Source organism: Flavobacterium helocola (genome assembly GCF_038289885.1).
In the GTDB taxonomy this organism is placed as follows: domain Bacteria; phylum Bacteroidota; class Bacteroidia; order Flavobacteriales; family Flavobacteriaceae; genus Flavobacterium; species Flavobacterium cheniae.
The window spans coordinates 186537-206260 of record NZ_JBBYHT010000004.1; the positions used below are offsets into that span (position 1 = coordinate 186537).

At 31.2% G+C, this 19724-nt stretch carries 19 protein-coding genes; 15 read left to right on the forward strand and 4 right to left on the reverse strand.

What is annotated here, in order from left to right; genetic code table 11:
• Positions 1-7: 7 nt before the first annotated feature.
• From gap to AAEO58_RS09665, 3 genes are all read left to right on the forward strand, one after another.
• Positions 8-1012 (forward strand): type I glyceraldehyde-3-phosphate dehydrogenase, encoded by a 1005-nt coding sequence (gene gap / locus AAEO58_RS09655; protein ID WP_341683213.1) that lies wholly within the window; start codon positions 8-10, stop codon positions 1010-1012.
• 80 nt (positions 1013-1092) lie between these two features.
• Positions 1093-1944: an N-acetylglucosamine kinase gene (locus AAEO58_RS09660; RefSeq protein WP_341683214.1), complete on the forward strand. Its 852-nt coding sequence runs from the start codon at positions 1093-1095 to the stop codon at positions 1942-1944.
• A gap of 84 nt (positions 1945-2028) precedes the next feature.
• Positions 2029-2400: a methylglyoxal synthase gene (locus tag AAEO58_RS09665; RefSeq protein WP_341683215.1), complete on the forward strand. Its 372-nt coding sequence runs from the start codon at positions 2029-2031 to the stop codon at positions 2398-2400.
• Positions 2401-2453: 53 nt separating this feature from the next.
• Here AAEO58_RS09665 and AAEO58_RS09670 read toward each other — a convergent pair whose 3' ends face one another.
• From AAEO58_RS09670 to AAEO58_RS09685, 4 genes are all read right to left on the reverse strand, one after another.
• Positions 2454-2897, reverse strand: a complete 444-nt coding sequence (locus tag AAEO58_RS09670) for a PH domain-containing protein (RefSeq protein ID WP_341683216.1) — start codon at positions 2895-2897, stop codon at positions 2454-2456.
• A 109-nt stretch (positions 2898-3006) separates the two neighbouring features.
• Complete coding sequence (locus tag AAEO58_RS09675; protein WP_341683217.1) at positions 3007-3489, reverse strand: hypothetical protein; 483 nt, start codon at positions 3487-3489, stop codon at positions 3007-3009.
• Between the two features lie 127 nt (positions 3490-3616).
• A complete protein-coding gene (locus tag AAEO58_RS09680; RefSeq protein WP_341683218.1) occupies positions 3617-3997 on the reverse strand; it encodes a RidA family protein in 381 nt (126 codons plus the stop codon).
• Positions 3998-4009: 12 nt separating this feature from the next.
• Entirely contained in the window at positions 4010-6712 is a 2703-nt protein-coding gene (locus AAEO58_RS09685) for a putative LPS assembly protein LptD (RefSeq protein WP_341683219.1), read from the reverse strand.
• 70 nt (positions 6713-6782) lie between these two features.
• On the opposite strand from AAEO58_RS09685, the gene AAEO58_RS09690 reads away from it, so the two are divergent.
• From AAEO58_RS09690 to AAEO58_RS09745, 12 genes are all read left to right on the forward strand, one after another.
• Positions 6783-7877, forward strand: a complete 1095-nt coding sequence (locus tag AAEO58_RS09690) for an N-acetylmuramoyl-L-alanine amidase family protein (RefSeq protein ID WP_341683220.1) — start codon at positions 6783-6785, stop codon at positions 7875-7877.
• A 12-nt stretch (positions 7878-7889) separates the two neighbouring features.
• Entirely contained in the window at positions 7890-9017 is a 1128-nt protein-coding gene (locus AAEO58_RS09695) for an N-acetylmuramoyl-L-alanine amidase family protein (RefSeq protein WP_341683221.1), read from the forward strand.
• Between the two features lie 35 nt (positions 9018-9052).
• The gene (locus AAEO58_RS09700) at positions 9053-10006 is read left to right on the forward strand and encodes an MlaD family protein (RefSeq protein WP_133606717.1); all 954 of its coding nucleotides are present in this window, start codon (positions 9053-9055) and stop codon (positions 10004-10006) included.
• A gap of 10 nt (positions 10007-10016) precedes the next feature.
• Complete coding sequence (locus AAEO58_RS09705; RefSeq protein WP_133606719.1) at positions 10017-11339, forward strand: 4Fe-4S dicluster domain-containing protein; 1323 nt, start codon at positions 10017-10019, stop codon at positions 11337-11339.
• Between the two features lie 31 nt (positions 11340-11370).
• Positions 11371-12162: a (Fe-S)-binding protein gene (locus AAEO58_RS09710; RefSeq protein ID WP_341683222.1), complete on the forward strand. Its 792-nt coding sequence runs from the start codon at positions 11371-11373 to the stop codon at positions 12160-12162.
• Between the two features lie 14 nt (positions 12163-12176).
• Positions 12177-12782, forward strand: a complete 606-nt coding sequence (locus AAEO58_RS09715) for a hypothetical protein (RefSeq protein ID WP_341683223.1) — start codon at positions 12177-12179, stop codon at positions 12780-12782.
• A gap of 2 nt (positions 12783-12784) precedes the next feature.
• Positions 12785-13267 carry an ABC transporter ATPase gene (locus AAEO58_RS09720; RefSeq protein WP_133606725.1) on the forward strand — a complete coding sequence of 161 codons (483 nt, stop codon included), beginning with the start codon at positions 12785-12787 and terminating at the stop codon, positions 13265-13267.
• Positions 13268-13288: 21 nt separating this feature from the next.
• Positions 13289-14512: a phosphoserine phosphatase SerB gene (gene serB, locus AAEO58_RS09725; protein ID WP_341683224.1), complete on the forward strand. Its 1224-nt coding sequence runs from the start codon at positions 13289-13291 to the stop codon at positions 14510-14512.
• Between the two features lie 142 nt (positions 14513-14654).
• Positions 14655-17573: a serine hydrolase domain-containing protein gene (locus AAEO58_RS09730; protein ID WP_341683225.1), complete on the forward strand. Its 2919-nt coding sequence runs from the start codon at positions 14655-14657 to the stop codon at positions 17571-17573.
• Positions 17574-17614: 41 nt separating this feature from the next.
• The gene (locus tag AAEO58_RS09735) at positions 17615-18070 is read left to right on the forward strand and encodes a DUF1801 domain-containing protein (protein WP_341683226.1); all 456 of its coding nucleotides are present in this window, start codon (positions 17615-17617) and stop codon (positions 18068-18070) included.
• Between the two features lie 64 nt (positions 18071-18134).
• Positions 18135-19268, forward strand: a complete 1134-nt coding sequence (gene bshA / locus AAEO58_RS09740; RefSeq protein ID WP_341683227.1) for an N-acetyl-alpha-D-glucosaminyl L-malate synthase BshA — start codon at positions 18135-18137, stop codon at positions 19266-19268.
• Entirely contained in the window at positions 19268-19693 is a 426-nt protein-coding gene (locus AAEO58_RS09745) for a protease complex subunit PrcB family protein (RefSeq protein ID WP_341683228.1), read from the forward strand. Before bshA ends, AAEO58_RS09745 begins: the two co-directional genes overlap by 1 nt.
• Positions 19694-19724 lie beyond the last annotated feature (31 nt).

Here is a 19724-nt window from a genome sequence, read left to right on the forward strand (position 1 = left end):
AAAGAAAATGTCAAAAGTAAAATTAGGAATTAACGGATTCGGAAGAATCGGAAGAATTGTATTTAGAGAAACGTTCAATAGAGATAATGTAGAAGTAGTAGCCATCAACGATTTATTAGATGTAAATCATTTAGCTTATTTATTAAAATACGATTCAGTTCATGGTCGTTTTAATGGAAAAGTAGAAGTTAAAGAAGGTAAACTATATGTAAACGATAAAATTATTAGAGTCACAGCAGAAAAAGATCCTAAAGTAATTAATTGGGGAGATGTAAATGTAGATGTAGTGGCTGAATGTACTGGAATTTTTACCACATTAGAAACAGCGCAAGCTCATATTGATGGTGGTGCAAAAAAAGTAGTAATTTCATCTCCTTCGGCTGATGCTCCAATGTTTGTAATGGGAGTAAATCACACCGAAGCAAAAGCTTCGGATACTATTGTTTCTAATGCTTCATGTACAACAAACTGTTTGGCACCATTAGCAAAAGTTATCAATGATAATTTCGGAATTGTTGAAGGATTAATGACAACCGTTCACTCTTCAACAGCAACTCAAATGGTAGCTGATGGACCTTCTAAGAAAGATTGGAGAGGCGGTCGTGCGGCAAGTGTAAACATTATTCCATCGTCAACTGGAGCTGCAAAAGCGGTTGGAAAAGTGATTCCAGAATTAAACGGAAAACTAACAGGAATGTCATTCCGTGTACCAACAGTTGATGTTTCGGTTGTAGATTTAACAGTTAAATTAGCTAAAGAAACTACTTATGAAGAAATCATGAAAGTATTAAAATCGGCTTCAGAAAACGAAATGAAAGGCATTTTAGGATATACCGAAGATGATGTAGTTTCTCAAGATTTTGTTGGCGATTCAAGAACTTCTGTAGTAGATGCTAAAGCTGGAATTGGGTTAAACTCTACTTTCTTTAAATTGGTTTCTTGGTACGATAACGAATACGGATATTCAAGTAAATTAATCGACTTATCAGTACATATTGCTGGTTTAAAATAATATTTCTTTAAAAAAATCCCGTTACATTTGTGTGCGGGATTTTTTTGTTCCTTAAACTAAACTAAACTAACACCAACCAAATGAAATTATTAGTTGACAGTGGTTCTACTAAAGCCGATTGGATTGCTATTGATGATAACGGAAAAGTATTGTTCACTACCCAAACTTTAGGATTAAACCCTGAAGTATTACAGAATGAAGAAATTATCAATCGTTTAGACGACAAATTTGATATTTCGCACAACAAAGACAAAGCAACTCACTTGTTCTTTTACGGAGCAGGTTGCGGAAACGATAGAATGAAAGACTTTCTGACTTTAGTTTTTCAAGAATATTTTAAAAATGCAGTCGTTGTGGTTCATGAAGACACCTATGCTGCGGTTTATGCAACTACTCCAAAAGATGAAAAAGCAATTGTTTGTATCTTAGGAACAGGTTCTAATTGCAGTTATTTTGATGGAAAAGTATTGCACCAAAAAGTACAATCTCTTGGCTATATTGCTATGGATGATTGTTCTGGAAATCGTTTTGGACGTCATTTAATTCGTGGATATTATTTTGGTAAAATGCCAAAAGAATTAGCACAAGAATTTGAAGAAGAATACAATGTGGATGCCGATTATATCAAGCAAAACTTATACAAAGAACCAAATCCAAATGCGTATTTAGCAACATTTGCAAAATTTTTAATCAAACATAAAGACACCGAATTCTGCCAAAAATTCATTCAAGAAGAAATGGAATGCTTTGTAGAAAACTACGTAGAACAGTTCGAAAATTGTAAAGAAGTTCCCGTACATTTTATAGGTTCGATTGCGTTTTATTTGAAAGACGAATTAACAGAAGTATTAAAAAAACGCGGAATTACAATAGGAAATGTGTTACGAAGACCAATTGACGGATTAATTGAATATCACATTTTAAACAAATAATTAAAATGAAATAGATAAAATCTCAAATCAGAAGCAATTGATTTGGGATTTTTTCTTTTTATATTTGTAAGGAAATTAAAGAATATGGAAATAGCCATTATAGCGCACGACGGAAAAAAAGCCGATATGGTGCAGTTTTTAAATAAAAACAAAGCCCTTTTATTAAAAGATAATCTTAAAATTATTGCTACTGGAACAACTGGTTCAAAAGCAGAAGCAGCCGGTTTTAAAGTAAAGAAAATGCTTTCAGGACCACTTGGTGGCGATGCTCAAATTGCAGCAAGAGTAGCAGAAGGAAAAACAAAAATGGTTTTATTCTTTAAAGATCCAAATTCTAGCCACGCCCACGAAGTGGATATTAATATGCTAATTCGAATTTGCGATGTACACAATGTGCCTTTAGCGACTAATGAAGCTACGGCGCAGTTGTTGTTATTGGGATTGGATGAAGTTTAACTAATGCCAAGGATAAATATCTTCAAGATTATATTTTTTTATTCTTTCAATACTTAATAAAATGTTTTCTGAATTTTCAATATTGTCAAGCTATTATAAAATATTTTTTCTCCACTTTCAAGAATTATTTTTACGTAACCATAATCACTCCAAGGGTTTCTACTTTTCCATATTGTTGAATGCATTTCAATTTTATTTACTTCAGTATATAAAACTATTTTAGCTTCATTTTCTTTTAAGATTTCAAAATGTTTTTTATGAAACTTAATTTTAAAGTTTTTATTTAAAAAGATATATCTAAAATGCAATATAAACCCAGGAAAACTTAAAGCCGAAAAAATGAGGAGAATAAAACTTGATTCTGATAGAGATTTAATGAATATTTCTTCTTCGTTGTCATAATAATTTATACCAAGTACAATGAAAAAATAGATAATTGAAATTGAAAAAGTTATGATTGATGGTAAAATAAAGTATATATTTTTGTTGTTTTTCATTAAATTAAATGTCAATTTTTAGAATAGTAAAGTTATTATTTATCTTAACATTTTTTCGTGCGTAAAACCAAAAGTATGCATTGAAGTAAACCGCTGGTAGTGGCTGGATTCAATTTTTCCCAATCCATTTTCCTTTACACCAATTTATAACTTTACCATAAATATCCATTTCAAAAAGATAATTGATAACTTCGTTTTTGTAGGTTTCGACAATTGTGACAAAGTTTTGATTTTCATCTCTTTTCAGATTTGATATAACAAAAGTTCTTGGATAATCACCTTTTTTAAACTTCTTTATTTTTTTAAATCTATTGTCATTACTTAAATTAATGTTTTTTACCTTAATATTATTTTTACTTTCAACTAAAGCAAACATAGTGTCTTGCCATTTAAGTGTGTATTTTTCTGTACAATCTGATTCCCAATAATTATAATCCTGAACTTTAATAACAAAGTTAATTTTCGATGAAGTTTTATCAATTATAGAATCTTTATAAAATTCAAATGCTTTTTGTTCAAAATTAATGTTTTCTTGTCCGAAAAGCGATAAAAAACTAATAAGGATAAATGATATAGAAAATTTTGATTTCATTCTTATAATATAATTTTATACTTATGATTAATAAATAAATAGTGTATTAAAGTTATTACGTTAAGCTAATATATAAAAAAATCCCCACAAAAATTGTGAGGATTTCAAATTATAAAGTGTAGCAAATTTATTTCACTGCTATCATTGAGATTTCAATATTTACATTTTTTGGTAAGCAGGCTACTTGTACGGTTTCTCTTGCTGGCGCTGTGGCTTCATCAAAATAGCTTCCGTAAACGGTATTAATTCTTGCAAAATCGCCCATATTCATAATAAAAATGGTGGTTTTAATTACGTTTTCAAACGTCATGTTGGCTGCAGCTAAAACGGCTTTCATGTTTTCCATTACTTGCTTGGTTTCAGTTTCTATATCGTCTAAAACTAATTCCATAGTGGCTGGGTCTAAAGCAATTTGCCCTGAAGTATACAAAGTGTTGCCTACCAAAACAGCTTGGTTATAAGGTCCAATAGGAGCAGGCGCTTTATCGGTATAAATAATTTTTTTCATGTTGTATGTTTATTATTGTGTGAAAACGCGGTCTGGTAATTGGCGTTTGTCGTATTTAATATCACTTAATATAGAAGATGAAATTCCAATGAAAAAGCCCCAGTAGGTGTTTTGTCCGAATGGGACCCAGTTGAAACTCATTCTCCAACTTTCTAAATCACGTTCAAAACGCAATTGTGTAAACGTAACGCCTTTTTGAACAAAATCATATCCTGATGAAAATCCTACTTTCCATCTTGGCGCTAATTCGATATTTCCTGATGCCATTAAAGAGTGAGAAGCAATTTCGTTTTGTCTGTTTGTATTGTTGTAATTCATTGAATAAGCAATAACTAAATCCCAAGGCAGTTTAGTATTGTACCATTCTGAATTAGAATCTTTTTTTTCACCTTCTTCGTCTTTTTTAAACAAACTTTGGCGGTTATCACTCAAATCAGCACCTACACCAAATAAATCGTCTTCACGACCTCCATTTTGAACATTTTGTTCATTTGATTTATTTTTATTGTCACCATCAGCACTTGAAAAACTATAGTTTAAAGTTAAATTGGCACGAGGCAATCTTAGTAAACTTCCACCATTATCAATGTTGAATTTTTCTATTCTTCTTCCCGAATTATCAATCGCATACGGATCAAGAACAGCTGCAAAATTGACACTCATTTTTTGTTTGAACAATTGTGTTCCACCACTAACCGAAATTTCTTTTAACTTTAAAGAATCGGCTGTAAAATCGTATCGAGTAGCAAAATTTAAGTTGTTTAAAAGCATTACTTTTTTAGTCTCGCCTTTTTTACTTTCCTTATCTTTTACTTTAGCTTCAAAAGTATTACTTACAGAAAAATTCAATGCGTTGGAAATATTATTTGAAGGCGAACCAAAAAGACCGTTATCAAATTTTGTATAATCGGCAAAATTTATCCCAGTAGCATCTAAAGCATATCTTTCAAAGTATTGATCAAAACTTGGAGTATAGCCATATGAAATGTTTGGTCGAACTACATGACGAATAGCTTCAATTTTTTTACCTTCTCCAAAATTAAAAGTACCATAAAGAGTTGTTCCAATTCCAGCATTGAAATTATAAGTACGGTAAGATTCAAAACCTTTTTGATCTACAGTAACTACTTTGTTTTCTGTAGCGCTATAAAATTTTTCGATAGTGTTTAATGTCCAAACTTCATTATAGTTAGCACTAGCTGTAACACTAAAGTGTCTAAAAACTTTAAAATTGGTGCTAATAGGAATAGAGTGTTGAAATCCAGTTCTTGCATCTCTAAACATTTGAGGCTTAAAGAATAAAGAATCAGTAGTACGAATTCTGTTTTCTCCTCTAATATTATATTGTAAATTAATATTTTTTATGAATCCTTTTTTTACTCCATCTTTGGAAGCAAAGGGAAAAATACGATCAACACTTGCTTGAAACGTTGGAAGTGTCATGTCGATTTGTTGCGTATTTGTATTTTGAGAATGCGTTGCAGACAAAGACATGTTTACTTGAGGAACCGTTTGAAAGGTTTTTGAATAGGAAACAGAAGAACTTAAATTGTTATTTACTGTTGAACCAATGTTATTCAAATTTACCGATTGTCTAAAGTATTGACTACTTCCTAAATTTACCGATGCCGAAAATCTAGAATTAGGTGAAGCTTTTGTGTCTTGGCTATGCGACCATTGAATATTGTATTGTCTGGATTTTAAATAATCTGGAAAACCTTTTTCACTTTGAATGTTGTTTTCAAATCTAAGATTTACACGACCATTAAATTTATAGCGTTTGGCGTAACTACTTTCGGCTCGTAAACCATAACTACCATTTGTATAATAATCTCCTAAAACGGCTAAATCATAATAATCACTTAGTGCAAAATAATAACCTCCGTTTTGTAAAAAGTAACCTTGTCTGTTGTTTTGTCCTGGAGTCGGCATAATAAAACCTGAAGTGCTTTTTTCGGTCATTGGAAAATAACCAAACGGCAACCAAATAGGAGTAGGAACATCCGCAATGTACATTTGAGTAGAACTAATTACGACTTTTTTCTTAGGTACAAACTTTACTCTTTTAACTAAAAAATAATATTCTGGTTCTTCTATATTTTTAGAAGTAGTCATTCGGGCATTTTTCATAAAATAAACCGAATCATTTTCTTTTTTAGAAATTTCAGCTTTTATAAAAAGTTCACCTTGCTGCGTTCTCGAATTCCAAACTTTAGCTCTTTTTGATTTGGTGTGAAAAATAATAGAATCGGGTTCAACAACATTGTCTCCTTGTTTGAATTTAGGACGTTGAATGTAATTTCCAGCCGAATCTTTTAATCTACCAGCATAAACTAGATTTTTTTCATAGTCTAAAACAATTCTACCAGCTTTAAGTTCAAAATCGGTATAGTAGATTTCTGCCTCATCGTGAAGAGTAACAGTTTTTTTCTTTTGGTCAAGCTTTTCATATTCTTTCGCTTTCATATTTACCACACCATCTAAGAAAGGTTTTTTCTTTTTTATAGTGTCTTTAGTTGAAGCAGTAGAATCTTTAACTTTTTCAAGATCAGACTTCGTTAAAATAACGGTACCTGGAATTGGATTTTCTTGAGAAAAAATAGAGGTGGTTCCTAATGTTAGAAAAATTACTGAAAAAACGATATGAAATAACTTTGTATGCAATGCTTTTAATAGTATTTTTGTAAAAATTTGGCTCACTTTTTGAAGTGTCAAACTTACATATATTTTTTTGCAAAAATAATGTTTTAATAAAATTATAACTTATAAACTTATCAATTGTTTTATGCCATATAAAAAAAACGCTAAATACCTATCTTTATTGGTTTTATTTTTCACTTTTACCTTTGGATTTAGTCAAAACACTACTAAATTTAAAGTGGTGTTAGATGCTGGCCATGGAGGAAAAGATCCCGGAGCAGTAAAAAACGGAATAAAAGAGAAAGATATCGTTTTAGATGTGGTGCTTAAAATTGGTAAGATTTTAGAGAAAAATAATAGTATCGAGGTAGTTTATACTCGAAAAACTGATGTTTTTATAGGATTAAGAGAGCGTGCTAATATTGCTAATAAAGCAAAGGCAAATTTGTTTATTTCAGTGCATTGTAATGGCGTTAAAAGTACTGCAGCAAGAGGTACAGAGACTTTTGTAATGGGAATGTCTCGAACCGATACTAATTTAGATATTGCAAAAAAAGAGAATGGTGTTATCTTTTTAGAGAAAGATTATAATGAAAAGTATAAAGGTTTTGATCCAAATAATCCGGAAACGTTGTTAGGTTTAAAAATATTGCAAGAAGAGTTTTTAGATCAAAGTATTAGTTTGGCATCTGAAATAGAAACTAACTTTGTTAAAAATAATAATAGATTTTCAAGAGGAGTAAAGCAACAACCTATTTGGGTTTTAGATGCTACAGTTATGCCGGGAGTTTTAATTGAATTAGGTTTTGTAACTCATCCTGAAGAAGGAAAATACCTAAGTTCTGAAAAAGGGAAAGAAGAAATGTCGGAATCGATTTCAAATGCAATTGTATCGTATAAAAATAATTTCTTTAATGGTGTAGTTACAGAAAGAGAAACGGTTGAAAATTCAATACCTACAAAAGTTGATTCAAACTCTGAAAGCAATAGTTCTGATAATTCATATAACGAAAAATCAAACAAGACGTATTATAAAGTTCAAATTTCAGCTGGAACAAAAAAACTGGATACAAAACCTTCAAATTTTAAAGGTTTAAAGCAAATATCAGTTGAAAAAGACAAAAAGGTATATAAGTATTTTTACGGAGAAGAAACGGATTTAGTTGCTTGTAAGAAAAAATTAGAAGAAGCAAAGAAAAAAGGATATACTTCTGCTTACATAGTAACATTTACAAAATAAAAATAAAAGCGTATGTTTAAGAGAATTGTATTTGTAGTTATTGCAATGCATTTTTTATCAGGATATAGTCAAGGTCAAAAATTTAAAGTAGTTTTAGACGCTGGCCATGGCGGAAAAGATTATGGTGCCGTATATCATGGTAACATTGAAAAAAATATTGCTTTGCAAACAACACTTCGAGTAGGAGCTATTTTAGAAAAGGATCCTCAAATTGATGTGGTGTATACGCGTAAATCGGATGTTTTTATTGAATTACAGCAACGCGCCAATATTGCCAATAAATCGAAAGGAAGTATTTTTGTTTCGATGCATTGTAATGCGAATAAAAACCAAGCCGCTTCAGGAAACGAAACTTATGTAATGGGGATTACTCGAAATGCTTCGAACTTAGAAGTAGCAAAAAATGAAAACGAAGTAGTTACTTTGGAAACCGATTATAAAATTAAATATGATGGTTTTGACCCAAATTCGCCCGAATCAGTTATCGGAATTTCAATTTTACAAGAAGAACACCTTGACCAAAGTATTGAGCTAGCAGGAAGAGTTCAGGAATTTTTCACGAAGAAAACGGATAATAAGAATAGAGGTGTAAAGCAAGCTGGATTTTTAGTACTGCGCCAAATTACGATGCCAAGAGTCTTGGTTGAAATGGGATTCGTGTCTAATAAAGAAGAAGGAGAATTTTTAAATTCAGAAGACGGTCAAAATAAATTAGCTGAAGCTATTGCGGGAGCAATATTGGATTATAAAAACGAATTTTTTAATCCATCAAGCAATGACAATGTAAAAGAAGACATCAAAATCATAGATAAAAAAGAAGAAACAATTGTAAAAGAAAATCCAAAGAAAGAGGAAGCTGTTAAGAAAGTAGAAAAAGCTACAGAAAAAGGAATTGTATTTAAAATTCAAATTTCGGCAAGTACTAAAGAATTAGCAACATCGCCTTCAAACTTTAAAGGATTAAGTCCGATTTCGGTTGAATCAACTGGTAGTTTATTTAAATATTTTTACGCCTCAGAAAAAAATTACGATGTAGCTAAACAAAAGTTAGAAGAAGCCAAGAAAAAAGGATATGCTACTGCATTTATTGTAGCTTATAAAGATGGAATAAAAATAAACGTTACCGATGCAATAAAATAAAATAAAAGTTTATTTTTGTTAAAAATTATAAAGCTTTGAAACTAACTAAAGAAATCAAAACCGCCATCCTCGTTATTGTCTCAATATTTTTATTTATTTGGGGATATAATTTTTTAAAAGGCAAAGACTTATTTGATAGTAGCACACGTGTTTATGTTGTGTACGATAATGTAGCCGGACTTGTAAATTCAGCACCAGTTACGTTAAACGGATTAGCTATTGGTAAAGTTAATTCCATTAATATTCAACCTGATGGAAAGTTATTAGTAGAAATGCAAATCACAACTGATTTTCCAATTGCTAAATCTAGTGTTGCCGAAATCTATGATTCTGGTTTAGTAGGAGGAAGACAAATTGCTATCAAACCTAATTTTCAAGATAAGGATTACATCAAAACGGGTGATTACTTAAAAGCAAGTAGCAAGTTAGGATTAACGGATGCTTTAGCCCAACAATTAGAACCTTTACAATATAAAGTTCAAAAATTATTAGACAATGCTGATGTTTTATTTACAAACGTAAATGAAATTCTAGACGAAAAAACAAAGCAAAATCTTAAAAATAGTATTGCTGAACTAAACAAAACACTTTCCGAATTTAGTGTAGCTTCAAAAAATATCAATGAAATGATTGCTGATAACAAATCGAAAATCAATTCAACGATGACTAATTTTGATAAAACGGCTGCTAATTTTTCAAAAATGTCTGATTCTCTAGCTAAAGCTAATTTAGGACAAACGGTTAAAAATTTAGAAAAAACATTAGCAAATGTTGATAAAATAATGACCGACATAGAACAAGGAAAAGGAACTATGGGGAAATTAATGAAAGACGATGCTATGTATAATAACTTTACTAATACTTCTAAAGAATTAGAATTGTTATTACAAGACGTTAGACTAAATCCAACACGTTATGTAAATGTTTCTGTTTTTGGCAAGAAAAACAAACCTTATGTAGCGCCAGTAAACGATACAATTAAAAAGTAAATTTTATACGATGCAATTTTTAGATAATATTTTCTTCGCATTGCTTTTAGCAATTGGTATTGGTTATTTTGCAATTAATGTAAAAAAACTAATTCGTAATATTAAATTAGGACACGATGTAGATCGTAGTGATAATGCTTCTGAACGTTGGAAGAATATGACTATGGTAGCTTTGGGTCAATCTAAAATGGTAAAACGTCCTGTTGCTGGATTTTTACACATTATAGTATATGTTGGATTCGTAATTATCAACATCGAAGTAATCGAAATTATTATTGATGGACTTTTCGGAACCCACAGAGTGTTGTCATTCATGGGAGGATTTTACGATGTTTTAATTGGTTCATTCGAAATTTTAGCTTTCTTAGTTTTAATCACAGTAATTATCTTTTGGATTAGAAGAAATGTTACCAAATTAGGTCGTTTCGCAAGTTCTGACTTGGATGGAAAACCAAGAAATGATGCTAATTATATTTTATATTTTGAAGTTGTATTGATGTCATTATTCTTATTGATGAATGCAGCAGATTTTCACTTGCAAAATTTAGGAATAGGACATTATAATCAAGCAGGAAGTTTTCCGATTTCTCAATTTATCGCTCCAATGTTTAATGGAATGAGTGAAGGTTTGGTTGTAATTATTGAAAGAGCTGCTTGGTGGTTGCACATTGCTGGAATTTTAGTTTTCCTGAACTATTTATATTTCTCTAAACACTTACACATTTTACTAGCTTTCCCTAATACTTACTTTGCAGATTTAAATGCAAAAGGGAAATTAAACAATTTAGAAAGTGTTACAAATGAAGTAAAATTAATGATGGATCCAAGTGCTGACCCGTTTGCAGCGCCAGCAAATCCAGATGCAGTTCCAGCTAAATTTGGAGCTTCTGATGTTCAAGATTTAAACTGGGTTCAATTATTAAACGCTTATAGTTGTACCGAATGTGGTCGTTGTACGTCTTCATGTCCAGCAAATCAAACAGGTAAAAAATTATCGCCTCGTAAGATTATGATGGATACGCGTGATCGTTTAGAGGAAGTAGGAAGAAATATCGATTTAAATAAAGGTGTATTTGTTGATGATGGAAAATCATTATTAAACGATTATATCACACCAGAAGAATTATGGGCTTGTACAACTTGTAATGCATGTGTTGAAGAATGTCCTATTAATATTAGTCCGTTATCAATTATTATTGATATGCGTCGTTATTTGGTAATGGAACAAAGTGCAGCACCAATGGAATTGAACAATATGATGAGTAATATTGAAAACAACGGTGCGCCTTGGCCTTACAATCAAATGGATCGTTTAAATTGGGTAAACGAATAATTTTACATTAACTATCATAATAGTATATAATATGTCTGAAAATTTAATTGTACCAACAATGGCCCAAATGATGGCCGAAGGAAAACAACCTGAAATTTTATTTTGGGTAGGTTCTGCTGGTAGTTTCGATGACAGAGCAAAAAAAATCTCAAGAGCTTTCGTTAAAATTTTAAATAAAGCAAATGTAAATTTTGCAGTTTTAGGAACTGAAGAAAGTTGCACGGGTGATGTTGCAAAAAGAGCTGGAAATGAATTTCTATTTCAAATGCAAGCATTAATGAATATAGAATTGCTTAATGCTTACGAAGTAAAAAAAATTGTAACATGTGATCCTCATTCGTTTAATTGCTTAAAAAATGAATATCCTAGTTTGGGTGGAAATTATGAAGTTTTGCACCACACTCAGTTTATTCAGCAACTTTTGAAAGAAGGACGTATTGATTTTAATAAAGATACTTACAAAGGTAGTCGTATTACTTTTCATGATCCGTGTTATTTAGGTAGAGCTAACAATGAATACCAAGCTCCAAGAGAAATATTATCTCAAACAAATGCACAAATTATTGAGATGAAGAGAAGTAAAAGTTCTGCTTTATGTTGTGGTGCTGGTGGAGCTCAAATGTTTAAAGAACCTGAAAAAGGGAATATGGAAATCAACGTTTTAAGAACACAAGATGCTCTTGAAACTACTCCAAATATTATTGCTACGGGATGTCCTTATTGCAATACAATGATGACCGACGGAGTAAAATTTGCACACAAAGAAAATGAAGTTAAAGTCTTAGATATTGCTGAAATAATTGCAAACGCACAAAATTTATAAATTAAAACCAAAACATGAAAAAAATCTTATTATTACTTGTCCTTGTAGGAAATGTTGCTTTTGCTCAAAAACTTACTAAAGATCAATTATCTGATAAATTAGCAGAAAAAGCTTGTGAGTGTGCTGAAAAACAAGAACTTACAAAGGAAAGTTTTGAATTAACCATCGGAATTTGTTTGCTTGAAGGTATCAATGCTTATGAAAAAGACGTAGAAAAGTATTATGGAAAAAATGTAATTTCTAACGATAAAAAAATGGAAGAATTAGCAACTAATATTGGTGCTAGAATGGGATTAAAATGTCCGGCTGTTTTTAAATTTATGTTAGATGAAGAATCAGGAGAAGCTGAAGAAGTTGTTGATGCTGAAGAACTAACAATTTCTGGAAAAATTTCAGAAATTAAATCGGAGCAATTCATAACATTTATTGTAAAAGAAGATTCAGGTAAAACTAATCAATTCATCTTATTAAGTAGTTTCGATAATGCCTTTTTGTTAACGGATAAAGTCTTAAAAGCATCTGATGCTGTTGACGTTGTATATTATGAAATGGAATTGTTTGATGCTAAATTAGGCAAGTTTGTATCGTATAAAATTGTTACTGATATCATAAAAAAATAAACATGTTTGTACCATTTGATAGCTTACCAGAAGAATCAAAAATTTGGATTTATCAATCCAATAGAAAATTTTCTGACGAAGAAATTCAAGAAATTGAAAAAGATTTGACTTCTTTTTTAGAAGATTGGTCTGCTCACGGTCAACAATTAGAAGCTTCTTTTATAACAAAATACAATCGCTTTATAATTATTGCAGTAAATCAGGAAGTACAAGCCGCAACTGGATGTTCAATTGATGCTTCTGTTGCTTTCATTCAAAATTTGGAGCAAAAATATGAAGTTGATTTATTGGATAAAATGAATGTAACCTTTAAAATGGGTGAACACGTTGCTTTTAAACCACTTATAGATTTCAAAAAATTAGCAAAAGAAAAAGCTGTTTCTGGAAATACTATTGTTTTCAATAATTTGGTAAACACATTAGGTGAATGGCAAGATTTTTGGGAAGTTCCAGCTAGCGAAAGTTGGCATAATAGATTTTTTTAGATTCATTTCTCAAAATATTTCATGGATAGCGATATATTCTTATTAAGTATTTCCGGGCATGACAAGCCCGGATTAACTTCTTCTTTAACTGCTGTTTTAGCAGAATATGATGCAAATGTTTTAGATATTGGTCAGGCTAATATTCACGACACACTTTCATTAGGTATTTTGTTCCAAATCAAATCGGGAAAAAAATCAGCTGCTGTACTAAAAGATATCTTATTCAAATCTTATGAATTAGGTATTAAGGCTAAATTCAAACCCATTTCGCTAGAAGATTACGAAAAATGGGTAAAACTCCAAGGTAAAGACCGTTATATCGTAACGCTTTTAGGTGAAAAATTAACAGCCGAACAAATTTCAGAAGTGACAAAAGTTATTTCTGAAAAAAACTTAAATATTGATGCTATCAAGCGTTTAACAGGTAGAGTTTCTTTAGTTAAAGAAGATGATTATCCAAGATCTTCAATTCAATTATCTATTCGCGGACAAATAAAAGATAAGTCTGAATTTACTGAAAAATTCATGGCTATTTCTTCCGAATTAAATCTAGATATTGCCTTTCAAGAAGACAATATTTTTAGAAGAAATCGTCGTTTAGTTTGCTTTGACATGGATTCTACTTTAATTCAAACCGAAGTAATTGATGAACTAGCCGAACTTGCCGGTGTTGGCGAGCAAGTTAGAGCAATCACTGAATCAGCTATGCAAGGTGAAATTGATTTTCAAGAAAGTTTCAAACAAAGAATGCTACTTTTAAAAGGTTTAAGAGAAGAAGTTCTTGAAGAAGTTGCTGTTAATTTACCGATAACCAAAGGAGCTAGAAGATTAATCGATACTTTGAAATCGTATGGTTTTAAAACCGCAATTCTTTCTGGTGGATTTACTTATTTTGGAAAATATCTGCAAAAAGAATTGGGAATCGATTATGTTTATGCCAATGAACTTGAAATAATAGATGGTGTTCTTACCGGAGGTTATGTAGGTGAAATTGTTGATGGTAATAAGAAAGCTGAATACCTAAAAGAAATTGCACTTAGAGAAGGAATTGATATTAACCAAACTATTGCTGTTGGTGATGGTGCTAACGATTTACCAATGCTTAATCTTGCTGGTTTAGGAATTGCTTTTCATGCGAAACCTAAAGTAAAAGATAATGCGCAAAGTTCTATTTCGAGCATTGGATTAGATGGTGTTTTGTATTTATTAGGCTATCACGACCGCCATATCGATTTGATAGATTAATTTCCAGGTCTTCCAAAAAAAGATTAGAATCTCTGGTTAACAACTTTCTTCATAAAATAAACCTAAAACACTTTATTTTAAAGTAAAGATGTAGTATTTTGGCATGGATTTAGTTCTAAGTTAAAAAATCAAACTATAATTTATGCAAAGAGTGCTCACACTACTGTTTTCGGTGGTTTTTATACATATATCATTTTCCCAAAATACAACTAAACCTGTTTTAACCGCTAAAAAAGTAGTTTCACAACAAGTTTGGGTCGACAGTATTTACAACCAATTTTCATTTGAAGAAAAAGTTGGTCAGTTGTTTATGGTTGCGGCTTATTCTAATAAAGATGAAGCGCACAATAAATCAATCGATAAATTAGTAGAAGAATATAAAATTGGAGGATTAATCTTTTTTCAAGGCGGACCAGTTCGTCAAGCGAAATTAACCAATCGTTTTCAAGCAAAATCAAAAGTGCCATTGTTCATCGGAATTGATGCCGAATGGGGATTAAGCATGCGATTAGATTCTACCTATCGTTATCCTTGGAATATGACGCTTGGTGCTGTTCAAGATATGAAATTGATTGAAAAAGCTGGAAATCAAATGGCAAAACAATCAAAACGAATGGGAATTCATTTCAATTTTGCGCCAGTCGTTGACATTAATACCAATCCAAAAAATCCAATCATTGGAAATCGTTCGTTTGGTGAAACTAAAGAAAATGTGACCACAAGAGCTATTGCATTAATGAAAGGTCTTCAAGATGAAGGCGTTTACGCAACAGCGAAACATTTTCCAGGTCACGGAGACACTTCAACCGATTCACATCATACTTTACCGGTAGTTAATTTCGATAGAAAAAGATTAGATGATATTGAGTTGTATCCTTATAAAGAACTGATTAATAATGGTTTGTCGAGTGTAATGGTAGCGCATTTGAATGTGCCAAGTTTAGAACCAAGAGCCAATTATCCAACCTCAATTTCGTATCCAGTTGTTACTGATATCCTAAAAAAAGAGTTGCAATTTGAAGGTTTAATTTTTACTGATGCTTTAAACATGAAAGGTGCAAGTAATTTTAAAAAACCTGGAGATATTGACTTAGAGGCTTTTTTAGCTGGAAATGATGTATTGTTATTTGCTGAAAATGTTCCAGTTGCAATAAAAAAGTTTAAAGAAGCTTTTGACAAAGGAATTATTACCGAAGAACGTTTGATGTATTCGGTTAAAAAGATTTTAGCTTATAAATACAAAGCAAATTTGAATAATTATCAACCCATCGTTTTAGATAATTTATACCAAGATTTGAATGCAGTTGAATATGACGCTTTGAATTATAAATTATATGAAAATGCGGTAACGGTTATCAAAAATCACGATAAGTTAATTCCGGTTCGAGATATTGAAAAAGAGAAAATTGCTTACATCAAATTAGGAAACGATAAATCAGATACGTTTTTGGCTAATTTGAGAAATTACGCTTCAATTAGTGAAATTACAAACAAAAATTTAGATTCGGTTTTAGTACAACTACAAGATTATACGAAAGTAATTATTGGTTATCATAAACAAGATGGCGCTTGGAGAAATCACAATTTGAACTTCAAAGAAATGCTTTGGATTAATCAAATTTCCAAACAAAATGATGTGATTTTAACTTGTTTTACCAAACCATATTCATTAACCAATTTAAAAAACTTCGAAGATATTGAAACCATTGTAGTTGCCTATCAAAACAACGATATTGCACAAACAATTGCACCTCAAATTATCTTTGGATCGATGGGAGCAAAAGGAAAATTGCCTGTTTCTATTGATGATGAATTTAAGGTAAATGAAGGAATCGAAACCTTAGAAATTAAACGTTTAGGATTTTCAATTCCTGAAAATGTTGGAATGAATTCAAAAGTTTTGACTAAAATTGATTCGATTGCCAACTATGCGATTTCTAAGAAAATGACACCTGGACTTCAAGTAGTTGTGGCTCGAAAAGGAAAAGTAATTTATCAAAAATCATTCGGAAATCATACGTATGAATCTACTCAAAAAGTTAATAATACAGATGCGTATGATATTGCTTCTTTAACCAAAATTGTTGCTACTTTGCCAAATGTAATGCAAGAATTTGATCAAGGTCATTTAACGTTGGAAACCAAGTTAAAAACCATGTTGCCAGAAGCTAAAAATTCAAACAAAGCAAATGCAACAGTTTTGGATATGTTAACGCATCAAGCTCGTTTTCAACCATGGATTCCGTTTTATAAAGCTACTTTAGATAGTTTAAATAGACCGAGTACACATTTTTATAGAAGTGAGTTTTCAGATGAATTTCCAGTTCATGTAGCTGATAAATTGTATTTGAGAAAAAATTATAATGATACGATTGTAAAAACCATTTTAGACAGTGAATTGTTGCCTAAAAAACAATATAAATACAGCGATTTTACTTTCATTCTTTTTAAAGAATATTTAGAATTACACAATAAAAAATCACTTGAAGATTTGGCACATGCTAATTTTTTCGAGCCATTAGGAGCTAATTCTATTATGTACAATCCATTGCGAAAAATGAATGCAAATAGAATTATTCCAACGGAAAATGACAACTATTTCAGACATCAGATAGTTCAAGGATATGTACACGATATGGCTGCTGCTATGCAAGGCGGAATTTCAGGTCATGCAGGTTTGTTTGCAAATGCTTTGGATGTAGCGAAAGTTATGCAAATGTATCTTCAGAAAGGAAGTTATGGCGGAAGAACATATATTTCTGAAAGCACTTTTAATATTTTCAATACGTGTTATTTCTGTAAAGATGGAAATAGAAGAGGAGTTGGGTTCGATAAACCACAATTAGGAAACGAAGGTCCAACATGCGGTTGTGTTTCACTAACAAGTTTCGGTCATACCGGATTTACAGGAACCATGACTTGGGCTGATCCTGAAAAAGAAATTGTTTATGTTTTCTTATCTAACAGAACGTTTCCAGATTCTAATGCAACTAATAAATTATCAAAAGAAAATATTAGAGAAAATATTCAAAAAGTGATTTACGAAGCGATAATTGAGTAATTTTTGTAAATTTATTCAATACAAACTTCAACCAACTAACTATGACATCAGCAGCAACTACAGTAGATCAATACATCAACGAAGCTCCAGAAGATAGGAGAGAAGCGTTGCAAAAATTAAGAAATGTAATATTAGAAAATCTTCCCAAAGGTTTTCAAGAAGCTATGGGTTATGGTATGGCAGGTTATGTTGTGCCACATTCTATTTATCCAAAAGGATATCATTGTGATCCCAAGCAAGCTTTACCTTTTATGGGATTTGCGAGTCAAAAAAACAGCATCAATTTTTATCATATGGGTATTTATGCTAAGCCAGAATTATATGATTGGTTTGTTGCTGAATATCCAAAACATTCGAAACAAAAATTAGATATTGGTAAAAGTTGTTTACGCATCAAAAAACCAGAAAACATTCCGTTTGAGTTAATAGGCGAGTTGGTGAAAAAAATCACGGTTGCCGATTGGATTACTACTTACGAATCTGAGTTTAAAAAATAATTTTAACAAATGTTTTATAATTGCCAATTCTAGAAGTGGTAATTTTATTTCAAAATTTACCTAAATGAAAATTGCTATAGTTTGTTATCCTACATTTGGTGGAAGCGGTGTTGTTGCGACTGAACTTGGTTTGGAATTAGCTAAAAGAGGTCACGAAATTCACTTCATTACTTACAGTCAACCCGTGCGATTAGCCTTGTTGAATCCAAATGTACATTATCACGAAGTTCACGTTCCCGAATATCCTTTGTTTCACTATCAACCTTATGAATTAGCACTTTCTAGCAAGTTGGTTGATATGGTGAAATTGTACAAAATTGATGTTTTACACGTGCATTATGCCATTCCTCATGCGTATGCAGGTTATATGGCAAAACAAATGTTAGCAGATGAAGGTATTCATATTCCAATGGTGACTACTTTACACGGAACCGATATTACCTTAGTAGGAAATCATCCATTTTATAAGCCAGCAGTTAGTTTTAGTATCAATAAATCAGACGTGGTAACAAGTGTTTCTCAAAGTTTAAAAGACGATACGTATCGCTTGTTTGATATTAAAAATGAAATCGAAGTTATTCCAAATTTCATTGAATTAAATAAAGACAAATTAAAAGAGAATATTCCGTGTCATCGTTCTTTGATGGCTCCGGATAATGAGAAAATCATTACTCATATTTCCAATTTTAGAAAAGTTAAAAGAATAGATGATATCGTTAGAATCTTTTTTGAAATCCAAAAAGAAGTACCTTCAAAATTAATGATGGTAGGTGAAGGTCCTGAAAAAGAAGGAGCAGAGCAATTATGTGAACAATTAGGTATTCAAAACAAAGTCATTTTCTTTGGAAACAGTAACGAAATTGATAAGATTTTATGTTTCTCCGATTTATTCTTATTGCCATCCGAAACAGAAAGTTTTGGATTAGCCGCTTTGGAAGCTATGGCTTGTGGTGTTCCTGTTATTTCAAGTAATTCTGGTGGTCTGCCAGAGGTAAATAAAGATGGTTTTTCAGGATATTTAAGTGATGTAGGAGATGTTGCTAAAATGAGTAGTGATGCTATTTCTCTTTTAAAAGATGAAAATAAGTTGGCTCAGTTTAAAGTAAATGCATTAGCAACGGCTAAACTTTTTGATATTCAAAACATTATGCCTTTATATGAACAAGTTTATTTTAAAGCCTTAAATAATTCGAAATAATGATTAAAATTTTACCTTTATTAGTCTTAATAATGTCTTGTAGCGCTCCAAAAGAAGTTACGGATAATTCATTCTCCGTAATTTACAAAAGTGAAATGGGTGGTGCTGAAAAACCTGGTCATCTATTAATTCAAGATAATGAAACCTATATTCAATTTATAGAATCGCTTAAATTGGATGAATCTGAATATGCTAAATTTTTAGCAGTAGATTTTAAAAAGAAGAATGTTTTGGTTTTGTATCAGGGTCAAAAAAATTCAGGAGGCTTTGGTATTGATATTGAATCTGTGTTAAATGAAAATAATTCTATAATTGTTAAGAAAATAGAAATAGGTCCTAAAAAAGGGGAACTGGCAACAACAGTTATTACATCACCTTATTGTATAGCTTTAATTCCAAAAGGAGATAAAATAATAATTGAATAAAAAAAAGTCCCAATTTAATTGGGACTTTTTT

Coding starts and splice junctions, on each gene's coding strand:
- AAEO58_RS09710 (WP_341683222.1), top strand. CDS start 11,371: ATGTCTGAAAATTTAATTGTACCAACAATGGCCCAAATGATGGCCGAA.
- gap (WP_341683213.1), top strand. CDS start 8: ATGTCAAAAGTAAAATTAGGAATTAACGGATTCGGAAGAATCGGAAGA.
- AAEO58_RS09705 (WP_133606719.1), top strand. CDS start 10,017: ATGCAATTTTTAGATAATATTTTCTTCGCATTGCTTTTAGCAATTGGT.
- AAEO58_RS09720 (WP_133606725.1), top strand. CDS start 12,785: ATGTTTGTACCATTTGATAGCTTACCAGAAGAATCAAAAATTTGGATT.
- AAEO58_RS09680 (WP_341683218.1), bottom strand. CDS start 3,997: ATGAAAAAAATTATTTATACCGATAAAGCGCCTGCTCCTATTGGACCT.
- AAEO58_RS09695 (WP_341683221.1), top strand. CDS start 7,890: ATGTTTAAGAGAATTGTATTTGTAGTTATTGCAATGCATTTTTTATCA.
- bshA (WP_341683227.1), top strand. CDS start 18,135: ATGAAAATTGCTATAGTTTGTTATCCTACATTTGGTGGAAGCGGTGTT.
- AAEO58_RS09715 (WP_341683223.1), top strand. CDS start 12,177: ATGAAAAAAATCTTATTATTACTTGTCCTTGTAGGAAATGTTGCTTTT.
- AAEO58_RS09660 (WP_341683214.1), top strand. CDS start 1,093: ATGAAATTATTAGTTGACAGTGGTTCTACTAAAGCCGATTGGATTGCT.
- AAEO58_RS09670 (WP_341683216.1), bottom strand. CDS start 2,897: ATGAAAAACAACAAAAATATATACTTTATTTTACCATCAATCATAACT.
- AAEO58_RS09690 (WP_341683220.1), top strand. CDS start 6,783: ATGCCATATAAAAAAAACGCTAAATACCTATCTTTATTGGTTTTATTT.
- AAEO58_RS09745 (WP_341683228.1), top strand. CDS start 19,268: ATGATTAAAATTTTACCTTTATTAGTCTTAATAATGTCTTGTAGCGCT.
- AAEO58_RS09665 (WP_341683215.1), top strand. CDS start 2,029: ATGGAAATAGCCATTATAGCGCACGACGGAAAAAAAGCCGATATGGTG.
- AAEO58_RS09735 (WP_341683226.1), top strand. CDS start 17,615: ATGACATCAGCAGCAACTACAGTAGATCAATACATCAACGAAGCTCCA.
- serB (WP_341683224.1), top strand. CDS start 13,289: ATGGATAGCGATATATTCTTATTAAGTATTTCCGGGCATGACAAGCCC.
- AAEO58_RS09730 (WP_341683225.1), top strand. CDS start 14,655: ATGCAAAGAGTGCTCACACTACTGTTTTCGGTGGTTTTTATACATATA.
- AAEO58_RS09675 (WP_341683217.1), bottom strand. CDS start 3,489: ATGAAATCAAAATTTTCTATATCATTTATCCTTATTAGTTTTTTATCG.